Here is a 13,363-nt window from a genome sequence, read left to right as displayed (position 1 = left end):
TTGAATTTATGAATTAGAGAGTGCAAAAATACTATTTTTTTTGTAATTTTGCCTGTGAAACAAGAATTATTGCAATACGAAAAAAGTTTTAAAATGATAAGTTTCCCCATTGCCAAAATAAACCTCGGTCTTAATGTCGTGGCCCGGAGGGCAGACGGCTATCATGATCTTGAAACCGTGTTTTATCCTGTCCCGATAAAAGACACCCTTGAAATTTATCCCATGCACGATGATTTTCCATCGGAACATGCCTGCGACCTGAAAGTGACAAACATTGCAATTGACGGAGACGAGCAGCGCAATCTCGTGGTAAAAGCATACAACATGATTGCCGAACGGTACACCCTGCCACGCATCCACACACACCTGCACAAGCAGATACCTACACAAGCCGGCATGGGAGGCGGCTCGAGCGACTGCGCATACATGATAATGCTTCTCAACGACACGTTCTCTCTCGGCATGTCTAAAAGAGAAATGACAGAATACGCCACACGGCTTGGAGCCGACTGCCCTTTCTTCATACTCGGCAAGCCGGCATACGCTGAAGGAATAGGCGAACGCCTGGAACCCATAGCCCTCGATCTCGGCGGATGGCATATAGCGATAGTACGCCCTGACATTCCCGTATCCACCAAAGAGGCTTTCTCGTTAATTTCGCCACAAGCCACGGTGATAAAATGCCGAGACATAGTAACACAGCCGATGGAAACATGGCGCGACACTCTCGTGAACGATTTTGAAAAAAGCGTGTTTGCGCTACATCCGGAAATAGGTCGAATAAAAGAACGTCTCTACGACCTCGGGGCAGTATATTCTGCCATGAGCGGAAGCGGAAGCAGCGTGTTCGGTCTGTTCAGGGAGCGACCTGACCTGAGTCCATTCAAAGGTATGTACGCATATACCACTCTGCTGTAAGCAGACACGGACAAAAGTTGCCGCCATGAGCGAGGCCGTGTTAAATGTAAAATAAAATACAACCTGAGCCTGTGTCCTCAATCATGAATATTTATACACAAACACACCTTTCGGCAATCTGTTTTACCTTGAAAAATGACATGATTTCCATCACAGACAATGAAAAAAAGATTATCTCGCAAACGGATAGCCGTTGCACTCCAACGGGTAGCCCGTCGCTCTGCGTTTAGTATCTAAACGCAAGCCAACGAGACGCTAAACGCGAACCAATAAGATACCCGATACAAAGCAAAAAACGGCAAAAAAAATAAAAAACCGGGTGTCAGATATTGAATATCGGACACCCGGCCATACAAGTCACAGACATTACGCAAAAATCAGCAAGTCCGTATCAAACTACGGTCTGCATTTAAGCATAATAAATAATAATGTGGGAAAAATCGTTTTCTGTATCGCGATTTTCCCTGTTTATCAAATTTTAAAGCCTTCAAGATGTGCATAAATATGCACTTCAGGTATATGAAGCAGTGGTTGACAACGGTTTGTTTGTAATTTTTTATTATTGTTATCATATATCTTGTGTTTTTTTCGAGTACAAATATAATATCCAAATACCAGAAAAACAAACATCACCACGATATACATGCCGATACACAATGCCGTGACGTACAAAAAACAGCGTGACGGATTGTTTTCCACCACGCTGGACATATTCAGTTTTCAACATATTGTCAAAACAATGGCACAAGATATTTTGCCATCAAATATCCGGCAACCATCAGCCATACGAAAAGGATTGCGGCAAGCAGGAATGGCTTGAATCCGGCTTTCTTGAACTTCTCTATGCTCGTTTCCGCTCCTAGGGCAGTCATTGCCATTGTCAACAGGAAAGTATCAAAAACATTTATGGACTCAACAATCGAGGCCGGCAAAAGAGCAAATGAATTGAAACCAATGACAACGAGAAAGAGAATTGCAAACCACGGAACGGACACATTCGACCGTGAAGAGCCGGCACCGCCGACAGCCGCCGCACGAGACACCGAATAGCTGATAATGAAAAGCACGGGAACAAGCATCATCACTCTAATCATCTTCACGATAATAGCCGGATCGGCAACACTCTTGCCCATGGCGTTACCCGCTCCTACCACATGCGCCACCTCGTGAACGGTAGAGCCGGTGAATACTCCCATAGCCTCAGGCGAGAGGCCGACAATTCCCGAACGATAAAGAACAGGATAAATGAACATGGCCAATGTGCCGAAAATAACCACAGTGGCAACAGCAACGGCTGTCTTATAAGGCTTTACCTTTATGGCCGACTCGGCACCCAATATCGCGGCCGCACCGCAAATTCCGCTGCCTACAGAAGCGAGCAGGGCTATGCCGCGATCCATTTTGAGAAGCCGGCCAATCAATATTCCACCGAGAATGGTGGTAGCCACAATGACAGCATCCACACATATAGCCGGCAAACCGACAGCCGTGACATCCTGAAAAGTGAGCCGAAAACCGTAAAGTATTATTCCCAAACGAAGTATCCGCTTTGAACAGAACGTGATTCCCGGTACCCATGTCTCGGGCAGGTTGTTCCGCAAACTGTTTGCATAAAGCATCCCCAAGACAATACCGACAATCATCGGACTGAGAGACAGGCTCATTACAAACTCTGTCTCACCAATATAAAATGCGGCACAAGAAAACAACGCAATCAAAAGTATTCCGTGGAGCATGCTGCTCCGATGTTCCGATAGTTTCATAATGATAATTATTTTTTATTCATATAAATGACTCAACAATACTTTTATACCTATGATAATCAAAATTATACCTCCGAACAACTCTGGATGAAATCGGCGTGAAACCGCATTACCGTATTTCACTCCCAACAGGAAACCGGCTATCCCCATTATAAGCGAAACCATCCCGATGACAGACAGGGGCATCACAAGTCGGGATACGCGGTCATATCCTATGCAGGACAACGATATTCCGACGGCAAGGGCGTCAATGCTCGTGGCAATAGCCAAATACAACTGAGTGGAAAACCGCTCAGGACTGAAACGCTCTTCTTTCTCCGTATCAAAAGATTCCCTGATCATTCGCCCCCCTATAAAAGCCAACAAACCGAACGCTATCCAATGGTCGACAGAAACAAGATAATCGCTGAAATGATTGGTGCCCAACCATCCGACAAAAGGCATGAAGGCTTGGAACAGGCCGAACAACAGGCTCATACGAAAAACTGTACCCCAGGCATAGCGGCGCATTATGACACCGCTAACGACAGATACCGTGAAACAGTCTACAGCAAGGGCTATTGCAAGAAATACTATATCAAATATATTCATAACCGCTGCAAAGATAATAATTTTATCCCATAAAACTACTCGCGGCCCGACACGATAACATTGTTAAAAGCGACTTGACGGATAAACAAATTATCCCCCGATTCACATCGGGGGATAACAACACAAACACAAAATAAAACACGGCCACCATCCGGATGGCCGGTCCATTATCCTCAATATCATTGTATTCCTTTCTCACGCAGTCGCACCTGCCAGTTCCATGCCGACCTGAGAGTATCTTCAAGACTTGTCTCGGCTTTCCAGCCAAGCACGTTGTTAGCCTTGTCCGTATTCGCCCAAACTTTCTCTATGTCACCCGAACGGCGCGGGGCATAAGCCCAGTTAAGCTTCACTCCTGTTGCCGCCTCGAATGCATCTACAAGCTCTTTCGTCGACACTCCGTGTCCGGTGCCTACATTAAATATTTCAAGTTTGTCGCTATCGGTTTCAAGCACCCTCTCCATAGCCTTCACATGTGCCTTCGCAAGATCTACAACATAAATATAATCGCGGATACATGTTCCATCGGGAGTATTATAGTCGTTTCCAAATATGCTCAGTCTCTCACGTATTCCCATGGCTGTCTGCGTGACGTAGGGTATGAGATTCATCGGCACTCCGTTTGGCATCTCGCCAATAATACAGGACGGATGCGAGCCTATCGGGTTGAAGTATCTGAGAAGAACGGCCTTGACCGATGCTCCGCTGTTTATATAGTCGCGGATTATTTCCTCGTTTATCTGCTTGGTATTACCGTAAGGGCTTTCCGCCGGTTTCACGGGAGTATTCTCCGTCACGGGCAGATTATCCGAATCCGGTTGACCGTATACGGTGCAACTCGATGAGAAAATTATTCCTTTCACACCGTATTCAGGCATCAGTTCGAGGAGATTTACAAGGCTGACAATGTTATTGCGGTAATAAAGTAACGGTTTCTCCACGCTCTCACCAACAGCCTTACTTGCCGCAAAATGAATAATACCGTCTATATCCGGATATTTTGAGAAAACCGTTTCCAATGCTTCCTTGTCGCAGCAATCCACATACTCAAAAGCCGGACGAACACCGGTGATCTCCTCTATGCCATCCACTACGCCCGCCTGCGAGTTGGAAAGATTGTCTACAATGATAACGTTGTAACCTGCGTTCTGCAACTCAACAGTAGTATGGGAACCGATAAAGCCGGTACCTCCGGTTACCAGAATTGTCTTTTTCATATTAGTCTTTCCTTATTATTTATGAATAATTGATTTATAATTAAATGACTACAGCACTATAATGACAATGTTTTAAAACAAAAGGGAAAGACGCTGTCACGCCTTTCCCTCACTCACCATATTGTTATTCCAATCCGAATAGTTGCTTCAGGCCCCCGTCTACACCCGAGAAGCCCATGAAAGCAAGGCTCAACAGCCCGGCGGACACAAGCACTATCGCCACTCCGCGCATACCTTTAGGGATATTTATCATTTCAAGATGCTCTCGCATTCCTGCAAAAACAGTAAGCGCAAGGCCGAAACCGATAGCCGTAGAGAACGCATATACAATTCCCTGAATGAGATTATAGTCTTTCTGTATCACCAAAATAGCGACACCAAGCACGGCACAGTTGGTCGTTATAAGAGGCAAAAATATGCCAAGAGCCTGATAAAGGGCCGGAGAAACTTTCTTCAAGATAATCTCAACCATCTGAACCAAAGACGCGATGACAAGAATAAAAGCTATTGTCTGGAGATATTGTATGCCGTAGACATCAAGCACAAACTTCTGAACCAGATATGTGACGATGGTTGCCAATGTAAGCACAAAAGCCACCGCGGCACTCATTCCAAGGGCAGTATCAACCTTTTTGGACACTCCGAGAAACGGACAGATGCCAAGGAATTGCGACAACACGATGTTGTTCACAAATATTGCTGATATAAATATAAGTATGTATTCCATAATATGACTAATCTTTCTTTAATTTGTTAACCACCGCAATGAGATATCCGAGCGAGATAAACGCTCCCGGAGGCAGGATGAACAGCAATATGTTGTAAGCCTCAGGCAGGATAGTCACTCCGAAAACGGAACCGGCACCAAGAACTTCGCGCACAATGCCGAGCAGAGTAAGCGCAAGGGTGAAACCAAGGCCGATACCGATACCGTCGAAAAGACTGGAAACCGGATTGTTTTTACATGCGAAAGCCTCTGCACGTCCAAGGATGATACAGTTCACAACGATAAGTGGTATGAACAGACCGAGCGACTGATTGACAGACGGCAGATATGCTTTAAGACACATTTGAAGTATTGTCACAAACGAAGCGATGACAACGACGAACACAGGTATGCGCACCTTATCCGGAGTGAGGCTTTTTATGAGCGATATGGCTATGTTCGAACATATCAGCACAAACGTCGTGGCTAATCCCATCGACATACCGTTCATGGCCGAAGTGGTTGTCGCCAATGTCGGACACATACCGAGAAGAAGCACAAATATGGGGTTCTCCTTGATTATTCCATTGAATAATATCTTTATATAATTCATATCGTATTTCTTTGATTATTCCTTTGTTGTATTCATCGGACAATCCGCCGAATTATCACATGACACAGGATCGCACTCCGTTTGACAGCAGTTTGTTTTACCGCAAGGAGCCGTAACCTGTTCCGTCGCACCGCTTTTACCGTCCACATCCTGTCCGGCATAAGCCGCATAAGCCTGATTAATGGCTTTGAGGAAAGCACGTGTAGTGATCGTAGAAGCTGTAATGGCATCCACATCACCACCGTCCTTATTGACAACGAGGCGGTTGTCTGCCGTAAGTTGACGACCGATAATGTCGCCTTTCTCACCTTTCTGGAACCATTTGTCGGCCTTTGCGCCGAGACCGGGGGTCTCGGCATGTTGAAGAAGGGTATAACCGAGAATCTTGCCTTCGGCATCAAAACCCACCAATACTTTCAAGTCACCGCCAAATCCCATAGTAGTACTCTCGATGGCAGCGCCAAGGAAAGCCCCATTAGCATCGTTAACCTTATGGATTATAAACGTATATTCCTTGCCTTCAATGTTCTTTTTAATCTCATCATTGGCCGTAACCGTGAGATTTTCCACTCCCATAACGCTCTTGATACCGTTCGCAAGGGCAAGCTCGTCCTGCTTCTTTATCGGCTCTTCGGTCATTTTATTTATCCACCCGAGGAGTCCTCCTGAGACAACGGCCACCGCAACGAGTACGATAACCATATTTACGAGTGATGATTCTAACTTCTTCATTTCTTTACTACCTCCCCGAAACGTTTTGGTTTGACATAAGTATTGATGAGCGGAGTGAACGCATTCATGATCAGAATGGCGAAAGACATTCCTTCCGGATATGCTCCCCAGTTACGGATCACAATCGTAAGGAAGCCTATTGCCACACCATATATAAGCTGTCCGCGGCTGTTCATTGGCGAAGTCACATAGTCTGTCGCCATGAAAATGGCACCGAGCATCAGACCGCCACTGAATATCACTGTGAAAGGATCGGCATAAGCAGGATTGACAAGGTGCATCAGGCCGCTTACAATGAATACCGTACCAATGATGCTGACAGGAATGTGCCATGTTATAATCTTCTTCCAAAGCATATATGCCAGACCTATGAGCAGCGCAAGGGCACATACCTCACCGATACATCCGGCTCCGGCACCGGTTGTTCCGTTGCCAATCAGTAACGAGAAAGAATCCGGAAGCTGATTAAGCAGCGATGCGTCTCCCGACTTTATTGCATATTTCATCACGCTCAGAGGTGTCGCTCCGGTTGTGGCGTCTGTATAAGCGCCAAGCTGACCCGCAACCGGCCATGATGTCATCTGGGCCGGAAACGACACAAGAAGAAAGCAACGCCCAACAAGCGCAGGGTTAAACAAATTGCCTCCAAGACCTCCGAATGTCATCTTACCCACTCCGATAGCGATAAGCGCACCGATGATTATTATCCATACAGGAAGGTTCGACGGCAGATTGAAACCGAGCAAAAGACCCGTCAACACGGCAGAACCGTCCATAATGGTATTCTGTTCTCTGTTAAGTATGAATTTTGTTATAGCCCATTCAAAGAAAACACAGGCAAGAACGCTTGTCGCACACACAACGGCAGAGCCGAGGCCGAAGAAATAGAATGATGCCAACAAAGCCGGAACAAGAGCGACAATCACTCCATACATATTGCGTTCCACACTGTCGGTACCGTGTGCATGCGGTGATAATGATACTATTAATTTTCCCATGATTAATTACTTTTTAGCATTGCGGGCTCTGATTAGCCCCATTACAGTAGACTTTCCTAAACGAACATTGTCGAGTATAGGACGATGAGAAGGACAAGTGAACTGGCACGAACCGCACTCTATACATGAAGTGACACCTTCCGCCTCCACTTTTTCCCAATTGTGCATGGCCGACGCTGTGGCAAGCAGGAACGGTTCGAGCCCCATCGGACAAACACCCACACACTTGGCACAACGAATACAAGGCTGTACAGGCTTACGCACTGCCTCTTCCTCGCTGATGACAGTCACACTATTGGTACCTTTACATACAGGTACTTCAGTAGAAGTCAATGCCTTACCCATCATCGGGCCACCGGCCAATAACTTATTGTTACCTTCGGGCATACCACCGCAAGCATCTATAAGTTCTCTCATCGGCGTACCCATACGAACAAGGAAATTACCGGGATTGGCAATCTTCTTTCCCGTAACGGTAGTATAGCGCTCAAAGAGGGGCTTATTCTTCATAACTGCCTGATATACCGCAAATGCAGTACCTACATTCTGAACGATGGCTCCAACGTTTACAGGAATTGCCGGAGGTGCCGGGACCTGACGCCTGATGACCGCATCCACCAACTGCTTCTCTCCACCCTGCGGATAACACTGCTTCAAAGGTACGACCTCTATATTGGGATTGCCGGCTGTCTTCTCTGTCAGCAGGTCTATCGCCTGCGGCTTATTAGTCTCTATTCCTATATATGCCTTATCCACCTTTGCCGCTTTCATGAGCAATTCCAAACCTACAAGTATCTCATCGGCATGCTCCATCATGAGCCTGTAATCGGAAGTGATATAAGGTTCGCACTCAACGGCATTGATAATCACGCACTCGGCCTTGGCTCCGGGAGGAGGACAAAGTTTGATAAAAGTAGGAAATCCGGCACCGCCCATACCCGTGACACCGGCCGTCTTTATCCTTTCCACTATCTCTTCGGGCGTCAACTCTGGATGTCCGGCCAGTGTTTCAAGCTTGTCCGAGCGGTCGATTGCCTCTTCCCATTCGTCACCTTCCACATTTATTATAATTGCCGGAACACGATATCCCGTGGCGTCAATGGCCGTATCGACCTTAAACACTGTACCCGACACCGATGAATATATCGGGGCCGACACAAAGCCGCCGGCCTCTGCAATCAGCGTTCCGACCTTCACCTTGTCGCCTTTCTTAACCACCGGCTTTGTCGGTGCGCCGATATGTTGCGACAACGGGAAAATAGCCTGCTTCGGCAGTGCGGCCACCTTGGTAGCCATCTCTGCCGTTATCTTGTTTTCTTCCGGGTGGATACCACCTATTCTGAATGTTCTTATGTTCATAAAATCAAGCCTCCGTCTTTACTTGTTCCACATTAGCCGCACCGGCATCCGGCTTGCCTGACTCCACCTGCACCTTGGGAGCAGGGAAATTAACAGCCACGATTGCATGCGTCGGACATACCTTCTCACACTTACGGCACAAGCGGCACTTATCCGGATCTATATAAGAAAGATTGTTCTCTATCGTAATCGCACCGAACGGACACTCTTTCTCGCACTTTCCGCAACCGATACATGCCACCTTACATGCTTTCATCGCCACAGGACCCTTGTCTTTATTAACACAACTTACATAAACCCTGCGACCTTTCGGACCTTTCTTGCGGAGTTCTATGATATGTCGCGGACAGGCTTTCACACACGCACCGCATGACGTACATTTATCCTCATCAACTTCCGGAATTCCGGTTTCCTCATTGATGTAAATGGCGCCGAACTGGCATGCAGCCACACAATCGCCACAACCAAGACACCCGAATCCGCAGGCCGTCTCACCGGCACCGCACGCATGCATTGCCGTGCATGTGCGAAGACCGGAATACTCTGCTATCTTCGGACGATTGGCACATGTGCCGTTGCAACGTACCACGGCAACCATAGGCTCAGTATTGGCAACAGCCATACCGAGCAAATCGGCAACCTTTCCCATAACCTCCTGTCCGCCAACGGGACAGAAAAAACCGTCGATAGATCCGTTGTCGGCTCCTTTGACAATGGCATCGGCAAAGCCGGCACACCCGGGGAACCCACATCCGCCGCAATTGGCCTGAGGCAACACCTCGGCTACCTGCGACACACGCGGATCTTCCTTCACGGCAAACTTCTTGGAGCAGACATACAGCACGACAGCCGCAACCAGTCCTATCGCTCCAAGCGCAATAACCGCGATAAAAATCAAGTTCATAATCTTTTTTATTTGTTTTAGTTATTAATTTAAGTTTATTCTATCTCAAACGACATCTTGCCACGCATCCTGTCTCTCAGAACGTAAAGGATAGCATAATAAGGTACAAGAGCCGCAAGGCCGGCAATAGCCGACAGCGACTCATCAGACGTGAAAGCATAAACAGCAAATAAAACACCGACCAAAACGATAAAAGGCAGGCCGAAACCGTAAAACAAAGCCTGCATAGCCATACCAACGGAAGCAGACACGACAACCGTATCTCCTACTTTAAAACGGGCACTGTCGGCCACACGAAATACTTCAATGATTTTCTCTTTGCTCTCCGATGCATTGCAATGACCGGCAATTTTGCACGCCGCACATGCCGATGTCTGGAGTATGCGAACTCTCACACACTCCCCGTCAATGGCATCCACAACCCCCGAATGTCTTATTCTGCTGTCCTTGTTATTCATCGCATAGAAACTCACCGGATTGCAATCCGGACTTTACAATGCAAAGGTAATACTATCTCTTGAATAAACAAATAAAAAATCAAAATAATTTCCAATTTTATTCGTAATCGTTTGCGGCTGTTCAAATCTTTTTATACTTTTGCCGACAGATAAATTTATGCCGGAAAGGCAGGTCTTAAAAACACTTACGGATATGACAGCTACGGAACAAACATTGCAGCAGACAGAGCGATTTATCGGCAAAGTGGCCGACAAATTTCCGGCAACGGAAGAACCGACGGTTCTAACGGACATACACTTCAGAGTAAACCAAGAGACGGGTGAACTCGTCGCGTTCGACGATGACGACAAGGAAATCACCCGCTCGGTGATAGAGCAATGGATAAACAACCATGAAGATGATTTCTACGACTCAGCGACATCGGCCATCCGCAAGTGCCTTGCAAGTAAAAAAGAAATTGTTGAAGGGATGTCTATACTCAAACCTTACTCTTTCGTACTCGAAAACGAGGATAAGGAAAACATAGCCGAACTGTATGTCGTGGACGACGATACGGTAATCATCGACACCGAGCTCATGGCCAACCTCGACAAGGATCTGAACGACTTCCTCGAAAGCATACTAAAAACAAAATAACCGGCTTCTCTACAGCCGGTTATTCGCAATTGACATTCAATAGGAGAATATCAATGTATTTTTATTATTTGACAAAAACATTGGTTTTCCAAAGCTATCAAACAACTTCTCATTATCTGCCAGCCAGCCGTCTGACACCACGTTTGAGCATCGCCCAATAGCACCAGCGTGCCTCATCAGGCCAAAGGCGGTATAGGCTTGCATAGCGTGGCATCTTGACACACATCGTGCGCAACATGTCTTCTTTCTTGCCTACATGGCCTTTATAACGGTAAAACAGACGGCCGAAATTGCCACCGGACAATATCTGACGGCGGAGAAGTTCATAATTGCCGGTCTCACGGACAAGACGGAACGGCAGACATGACTCGGGAAGTCTCAAATCGTCCACACAAATACGGCCGAAAGCGTGGGCAAGAGGCCAGAGGCGCAAGCCTGATGTCCAGCTGGCAAACTTATTGCGGTCTATCCGCTCGTGCTCGGCTGATAAAAAGACGGCCCAGTCGCACACCTGACGCAGTCCGAGTCCGTCCTCAATGACATGCGTGGCCTTGTGGCAAAGCAGGAAGAAAGCATAAAGAGTTGGTGGCAACTCGCAGACCGTAATACCGTCGATATCGCGCCGTGGACAAACAGAAGAAAGGTCGCCCGATAACTCCCTGGAAACAATCTCGTCCAACATGGCCGTGAAACGGGCATTACTGAAATCGCAAAGCTGGCAGTGGTTCTCCACCGTGACACCCTTATAGGAAAACACGGCATGCTTGGCATAGAAAGTATCAACAGACGACGCAAGCCTTTTGGCAACGGTTCCCGCCTTGACCGCATCGGACGGACGGGCAAAAAACAGGTCAATGTCACCGCAAGCACGATGCTCGGGACACGGATACCTGTCGCCCACGCCAAGCCCTTTCATCAACACCGGCTCGACTCCGGCACGCCTGTACTCTGCCAGCAAACTGCCGAGCACGTCTTTCGCTACCACATTCGACCGCTCAATGCCGCATACACGACCTATCGCCGACATCATCAAAGAACGTCCCGGCCGTACATCCGCAGGAAGCCCCTCAATCCCGTCGACAACCAAGCCAAGCACAGTCTGGCACTCGGCAAAAGCCAATAATCGTTCCCAATCGCAGTTCTCATACAGCGATAGAGATGGAACGTGGCCAAACAAAGAGTAACGGAGAAGAGAAAAGAGGAGGCTATACATAAATCAATACAGTATAATTAATACCTTCCGGACACATTATAATATATATCTTCAAGCATACCGATACGTTTCTTTATATCAAATTCCTCTTCATACAATTTACGTGAGTTCTTGCCATATATTTCAATCTGTTCCGGACTGTCAAGCAAATCACTTATGACATTGACAAAAACTTCAACGTCAAGCGACAGAACACGACCGTTATAACCATCACGTACACAATCTATATTGCCAACCACATCGGATGCTACAATACACTTGCCAAGCGCCATAGCCTCAATAACTGCCAACGGCAAACCTTCATATCTTGATACGGTCAGATACATCACGGAGTTCTCTACATATTTCATGGTTGTGTCATGATCAATCCACTCTTTCAACACAACCACATCTTCCAAACCGTATGATTTTATCCGCAATTTCATTGCATCCAAATCGGGACTGTGAAATCCGACACCAAGCAAATAGAATAATATATCAGGATGTCTTTCATGTACACCTCTGATTACATCAACAAAGAAAAAAGGATTTTTCTGATACGAAGGTCGTCCAACTGTAGCGATATACTGCTTCCCCATGGTATACTATCTATATTGATATGCAATTATGCCAACACAAAGCCTTTTCTTGTGAATAACCAATCTCTTTCATACCTAAACTCCGTTCACTCTCGCCACACGCAAGCATGAAGCTTTTTAGTTTGGTAGCTCGTTCCAACATTTTATAAATCCACTGCTTCTTTTTATACGGCGAGCAGAGGAATGAGAATCCATGCGGAGTATACAGTGTGGGCGTTCCGGTGACAAATCCCGCCACCCTGCCGATGAGACCGCCTTTCGCCGAATGGCAGTGGATGACATTGGGACGCTCCTTGCGGACTATCCTTACTGCCTGCCACAGGGCTTGCATGTCTTTCAGCAGATTAAGGTCGCGTTGCAATGCTGTCAGGTATTCTTTCACTTCCCGTCCGTTGCTGTAGACAGGCCGGCTGTTGTCTGCCTGTCCGTGCATGATGACGTATTCAATGTCACCGCTTGCGAAGGTTATGGAGTTGCGGATATAGATATCCAGGCCGCCGATGAGCTGGCCTATGTGGAGCACTTTCATGCCGCAGCCCTCCTAACATCTGGCTGTGCGGCATCGTATACAGTTGTGATACAACATGTTACGCATCTACCCCCCCCGAATAGATTTTGGAATATGTATACCATAATGGAATTATTAAATAGTTTTCCGTAATTATATACAATCCTA

The 13,363-nt window shown here is 46.8% G+C and carries 15 protein-coding genes; 2 read left to right on the top strand and 13 right to left on the bottom strand.

Features of this window, described 5'->3' with window-relative positions; genetic code table 11:
• Positions 1-93 precede the first annotated feature (93 nt).
• Positions 94-918, top strand: coding sequence for a 4-(cytidine 5'-diphospho)-2-C-methyl-D-erythritol kinase (gene ispE / locus HPS53_RS06055; protein WP_104368720.1), 825 nt, complete (start codon positions 94-96; stop codon positions 916-918).
• Positions 919-1,649: 731 nt separating this feature from the next.
• Here the strand turns inward: ispE and HPS53_RS06050 are convergent.
• From HPS53_RS06050 to HPS53_RS06005, 10 genes are all read right to left on the bottom strand, one after another.
• Positions 1,650-2,681: a YeiH family protein gene (locus HPS53_RS06050; RefSeq protein ID WP_233210147.1), complete on the bottom strand. Its 1,032-nt coding sequence runs from the start codon at positions 2,679-2,681 to the stop codon at positions 1,650-1,652.
• A gap of 15 nt (positions 2,682-2,696) precedes the next feature.
• Positions 2,697-3,272, bottom strand: coding sequence for a manganese efflux pump MntP family protein (locus HPS53_RS06045; protein WP_172205088.1), 576 nt, complete (start codon positions 3,270-3,272; stop codon positions 2,697-2,699).
• Positions 3,273-3,451: 179 nt separating this feature from the next.
• Positions 3,452-4,489: a UDP-glucose 4-epimerase GalE gene (gene galE, locus HPS53_RS06040; RefSeq protein WP_172205086.1), complete on the bottom strand. Its 1,038-nt coding sequence runs from the start codon at positions 4,487-4,489 to the stop codon at positions 3,452-3,454.
• A 124-nt stretch (positions 4,490-4,613) separates the two neighbouring features.
• Positions 4,614-5,216 carry an electron transport complex subunit RsxA gene (rsxA, locus tag HPS53_RS06035; protein ID WP_104368716.1) on the bottom strand — a complete coding sequence of 201 codons (603 nt, stop codon included), beginning with the start codon at positions 5,214-5,216 and terminating at the stop codon, positions 4,614-4,616.
• Between the two features lie 7 nt (positions 5,217-5,223).
• On the bottom strand, positions 5,224-5,808 hold the full coding sequence (gene rsxE / locus HPS53_RS06030; protein ID WP_104368715.1) for an electron transport complex subunit RsxE: 585 nt from the start codon (positions 5,806-5,808) through the stop codon (positions 5,224-5,226).
• A 15-nt stretch (positions 5,809-5,823) separates the two neighbouring features.
• Positions 5,824-6,540 (bottom strand): RnfABCDGE type electron transport complex subunit G, encoded by a 717-nt coding sequence (locus HPS53_RS06025; RefSeq protein ID WP_172205084.1) that lies wholly within the window; start codon positions 6,538-6,540, stop codon positions 5,824-5,826.
• Positions 6,537-7,538, bottom strand: coding sequence for an RnfABCDGE type electron transport complex subunit D (locus tag HPS53_RS06020; RefSeq protein ID WP_172205081.1), 1,002 nt, complete (start codon positions 7,536-7,538; stop codon positions 6,537-6,539). Before HPS53_RS06020 ends, HPS53_RS06025 begins: the two co-directional genes overlap by 4 nt.
• A 6-nt stretch (positions 7,539-7,544) precedes the next feature.
• Positions 7,545-8,897 (bottom strand): electron transport complex subunit RsxC, encoded by a 1,353-nt coding sequence (gene rsxC / locus HPS53_RS06015; RefSeq protein WP_172205078.1) that lies wholly within the window; start codon positions 8,895-8,897, stop codon positions 7,545-7,547.
• Between the two features lie 4 nt (positions 8,898-8,901).
• Complete coding sequence (locus HPS53_RS06010; RefSeq protein ID WP_104368711.1) at positions 8,902-9,801, bottom strand: Fe-S cluster domain-containing protein; 900 nt, start codon at positions 9,799-9,801, stop codon at positions 8,902-8,904.
• Positions 9,802-9,836: 35 nt separating this feature from the next.
• Complete coding sequence (locus HPS53_RS06005) at positions 9,837-10,259, bottom strand: SoxR reducing system RseC family protein (protein ID WP_104368710.1); 423 nt, start codon at positions 10,257-10,259, stop codon at positions 9,837-9,839.
• Positions 10,260-10,452: 193 nt separating this feature from the next.
• Between HPS53_RS06005 and HPS53_RS06000 the strand changes: the two genes are divergently transcribed.
• Positions 10,453-10,896, top strand: coding sequence for a hypothetical protein (locus HPS53_RS06000; RefSeq protein WP_172205076.1), 444 nt, complete (start codon positions 10,453-10,455; stop codon positions 10,894-10,896).
• Positions 10,897-11,008: 112 nt separating this feature from the next.
• Here the strand turns inward: HPS53_RS06000 and HPS53_RS05995 are convergent, their stop codons facing one another.
• From HPS53_RS05995 to HPS53_RS12600, 3 genes are read right to left on the bottom strand one after another with little or no spacing between them, the layout of a single operon-like run.
• On the bottom strand, positions 11,009-12,109 hold the full coding sequence (locus HPS53_RS05995; RefSeq protein WP_172205073.1) for a nucleotidyltransferase family protein: 1,101 nt from the start codon (positions 12,107-12,109) through the stop codon (positions 11,009-11,011).
• 17 nt (positions 12,110-12,126) lie between these two features.
• Positions 12,127-12,687: a glycosyltransferase gene (locus tag HPS53_RS12605; protein ID WP_253942834.1), complete on the bottom strand. Its 561-nt coding sequence runs from the start codon at positions 12,685-12,687 to the stop codon at positions 12,127-12,129.
• Between the two features lie 10 nt (positions 12,688-12,697).
• The gene (locus HPS53_RS12600; RefSeq protein WP_253942833.1) at positions 12,698-13,216 is read right to left on the bottom strand and encodes a glycosyltransferase; all 519 of its coding nucleotides are present in this window, start codon (positions 13,214-13,216) and stop codon (positions 12,698-12,700) included.
• Between the last annotated feature and the right edge of the window lie 147 nt (positions 13,217-13,363).

Origin of the sequence: Prevotella sp. PTAC, from assembly GCF_013166535.1 — a bacterium.
Classification (GTDB): Bacteria; Bacteroidota; Bacteroidia; order Bacteroidales; family Bacteroidaceae; genus Prevotella.
The sequence above is the reverse complement of the archived record's forward strand: the minus strand, read 5'-3'. Positions and strand labels throughout refer to the sequence as shown.

What these genes read in the sequence shown, in the direction of transcription:
- rsxE (WP_104368715.1), bottom strand. Translation starts at nt 5,808, where the DNA reads ATGAATTATATAAAGATATTATTCAATGGAATAATCAAGGAGAACCCC.
- HPS53_RS12605 (WP_253942834.1), bottom strand. Translation starts at nt 12,687, where the DNA reads ATGGGGAAGCAGTATATCGCTACAGTTGGACGACCTTCGTATCAGAAA.
- HPS53_RS05995 (WP_172205073.1), bottom strand. Translation starts at nt 12,109, where the DNA reads ATGTATAGCCTCCTCTTTTCTCTTCTCCGTTACTCTTTGTTTGGCCAC.
- HPS53_RS06025 (WP_172205084.1), bottom strand. Translation starts at nt 6,540, where the DNA reads ATGAAGAAGTTAGAATCATCACTCGTAAATATGGTTATCGTACTCGTT.
- HPS53_RS06010 (WP_104368711.1), bottom strand. Translation starts at nt 9,801, where the DNA reads ATGAACTTGATTTTTATCGCGGTTATTGCGCTTGGAGCGATAGGACTG.
- HPS53_RS06005 (WP_104368710.1), bottom strand. Translation starts at nt 10,259, where the DNA reads ATGAATAACAAGGACAGCAGAATAAGACATTCGGGGGTTGTGGATGCC.
- HPS53_RS06000 (WP_172205076.1), top strand. Translation starts at nt 10,453, where the DNA reads ATGACAGCTACGGAACAAACATTGCAGCAGACAGAGCGATTTATCGGC.
- HPS53_RS06020 (WP_172205081.1), bottom strand. Translation starts at nt 7,538, where the DNA reads ATGGGAAAATTAATAGTATCATTATCACCGCATGCACACGGTACCGAC.
- HPS53_RS06050 (WP_233210147.1), bottom strand. Translation starts at nt 2,681, where the DNA reads ATGAAACTATCGGAACATCGGAGCAGCATGCTCCACGGAATACTTTTG.
- galE (WP_172205086.1), bottom strand. Translation starts at nt 4,489, where the DNA reads ATGAAAAAGACAATTCTGGTAACCGGAGGTACCGGCTTTATCGGTTCC.
- rsxC (WP_172205078.1), bottom strand. Translation starts at nt 8,897, where the DNA reads ATGAACATAAGAACATTCAGAATAGGTGGTATCCACCCGGAAGAAAAC.
- rsxA (WP_104368716.1), bottom strand. Translation starts at nt 5,216, where the DNA reads ATGGAATACATACTTATATTTATATCAGCAATATTTGTGAACAACATC.
- ispE (WP_104368720.1), top strand. Translation starts at nt 94, where the DNA reads ATGATAAGTTTCCCCATTGCCAAAATAAACCTCGGTCTTAATGTCGTG.
- HPS53_RS06045 (WP_172205088.1), bottom strand. Translation starts at nt 3,272, where the DNA reads ATGAATATATTTGATATAGTATTTCTTGCAATAGCCCTTGCTGTAGAC.
- HPS53_RS12600 (WP_253942833.1), bottom strand. Translation starts at nt 13,216, where the DNA reads ATGAAAGTGCTCCACATAGGCCAGCTCATCGGCGGCCTGGATATCTAT.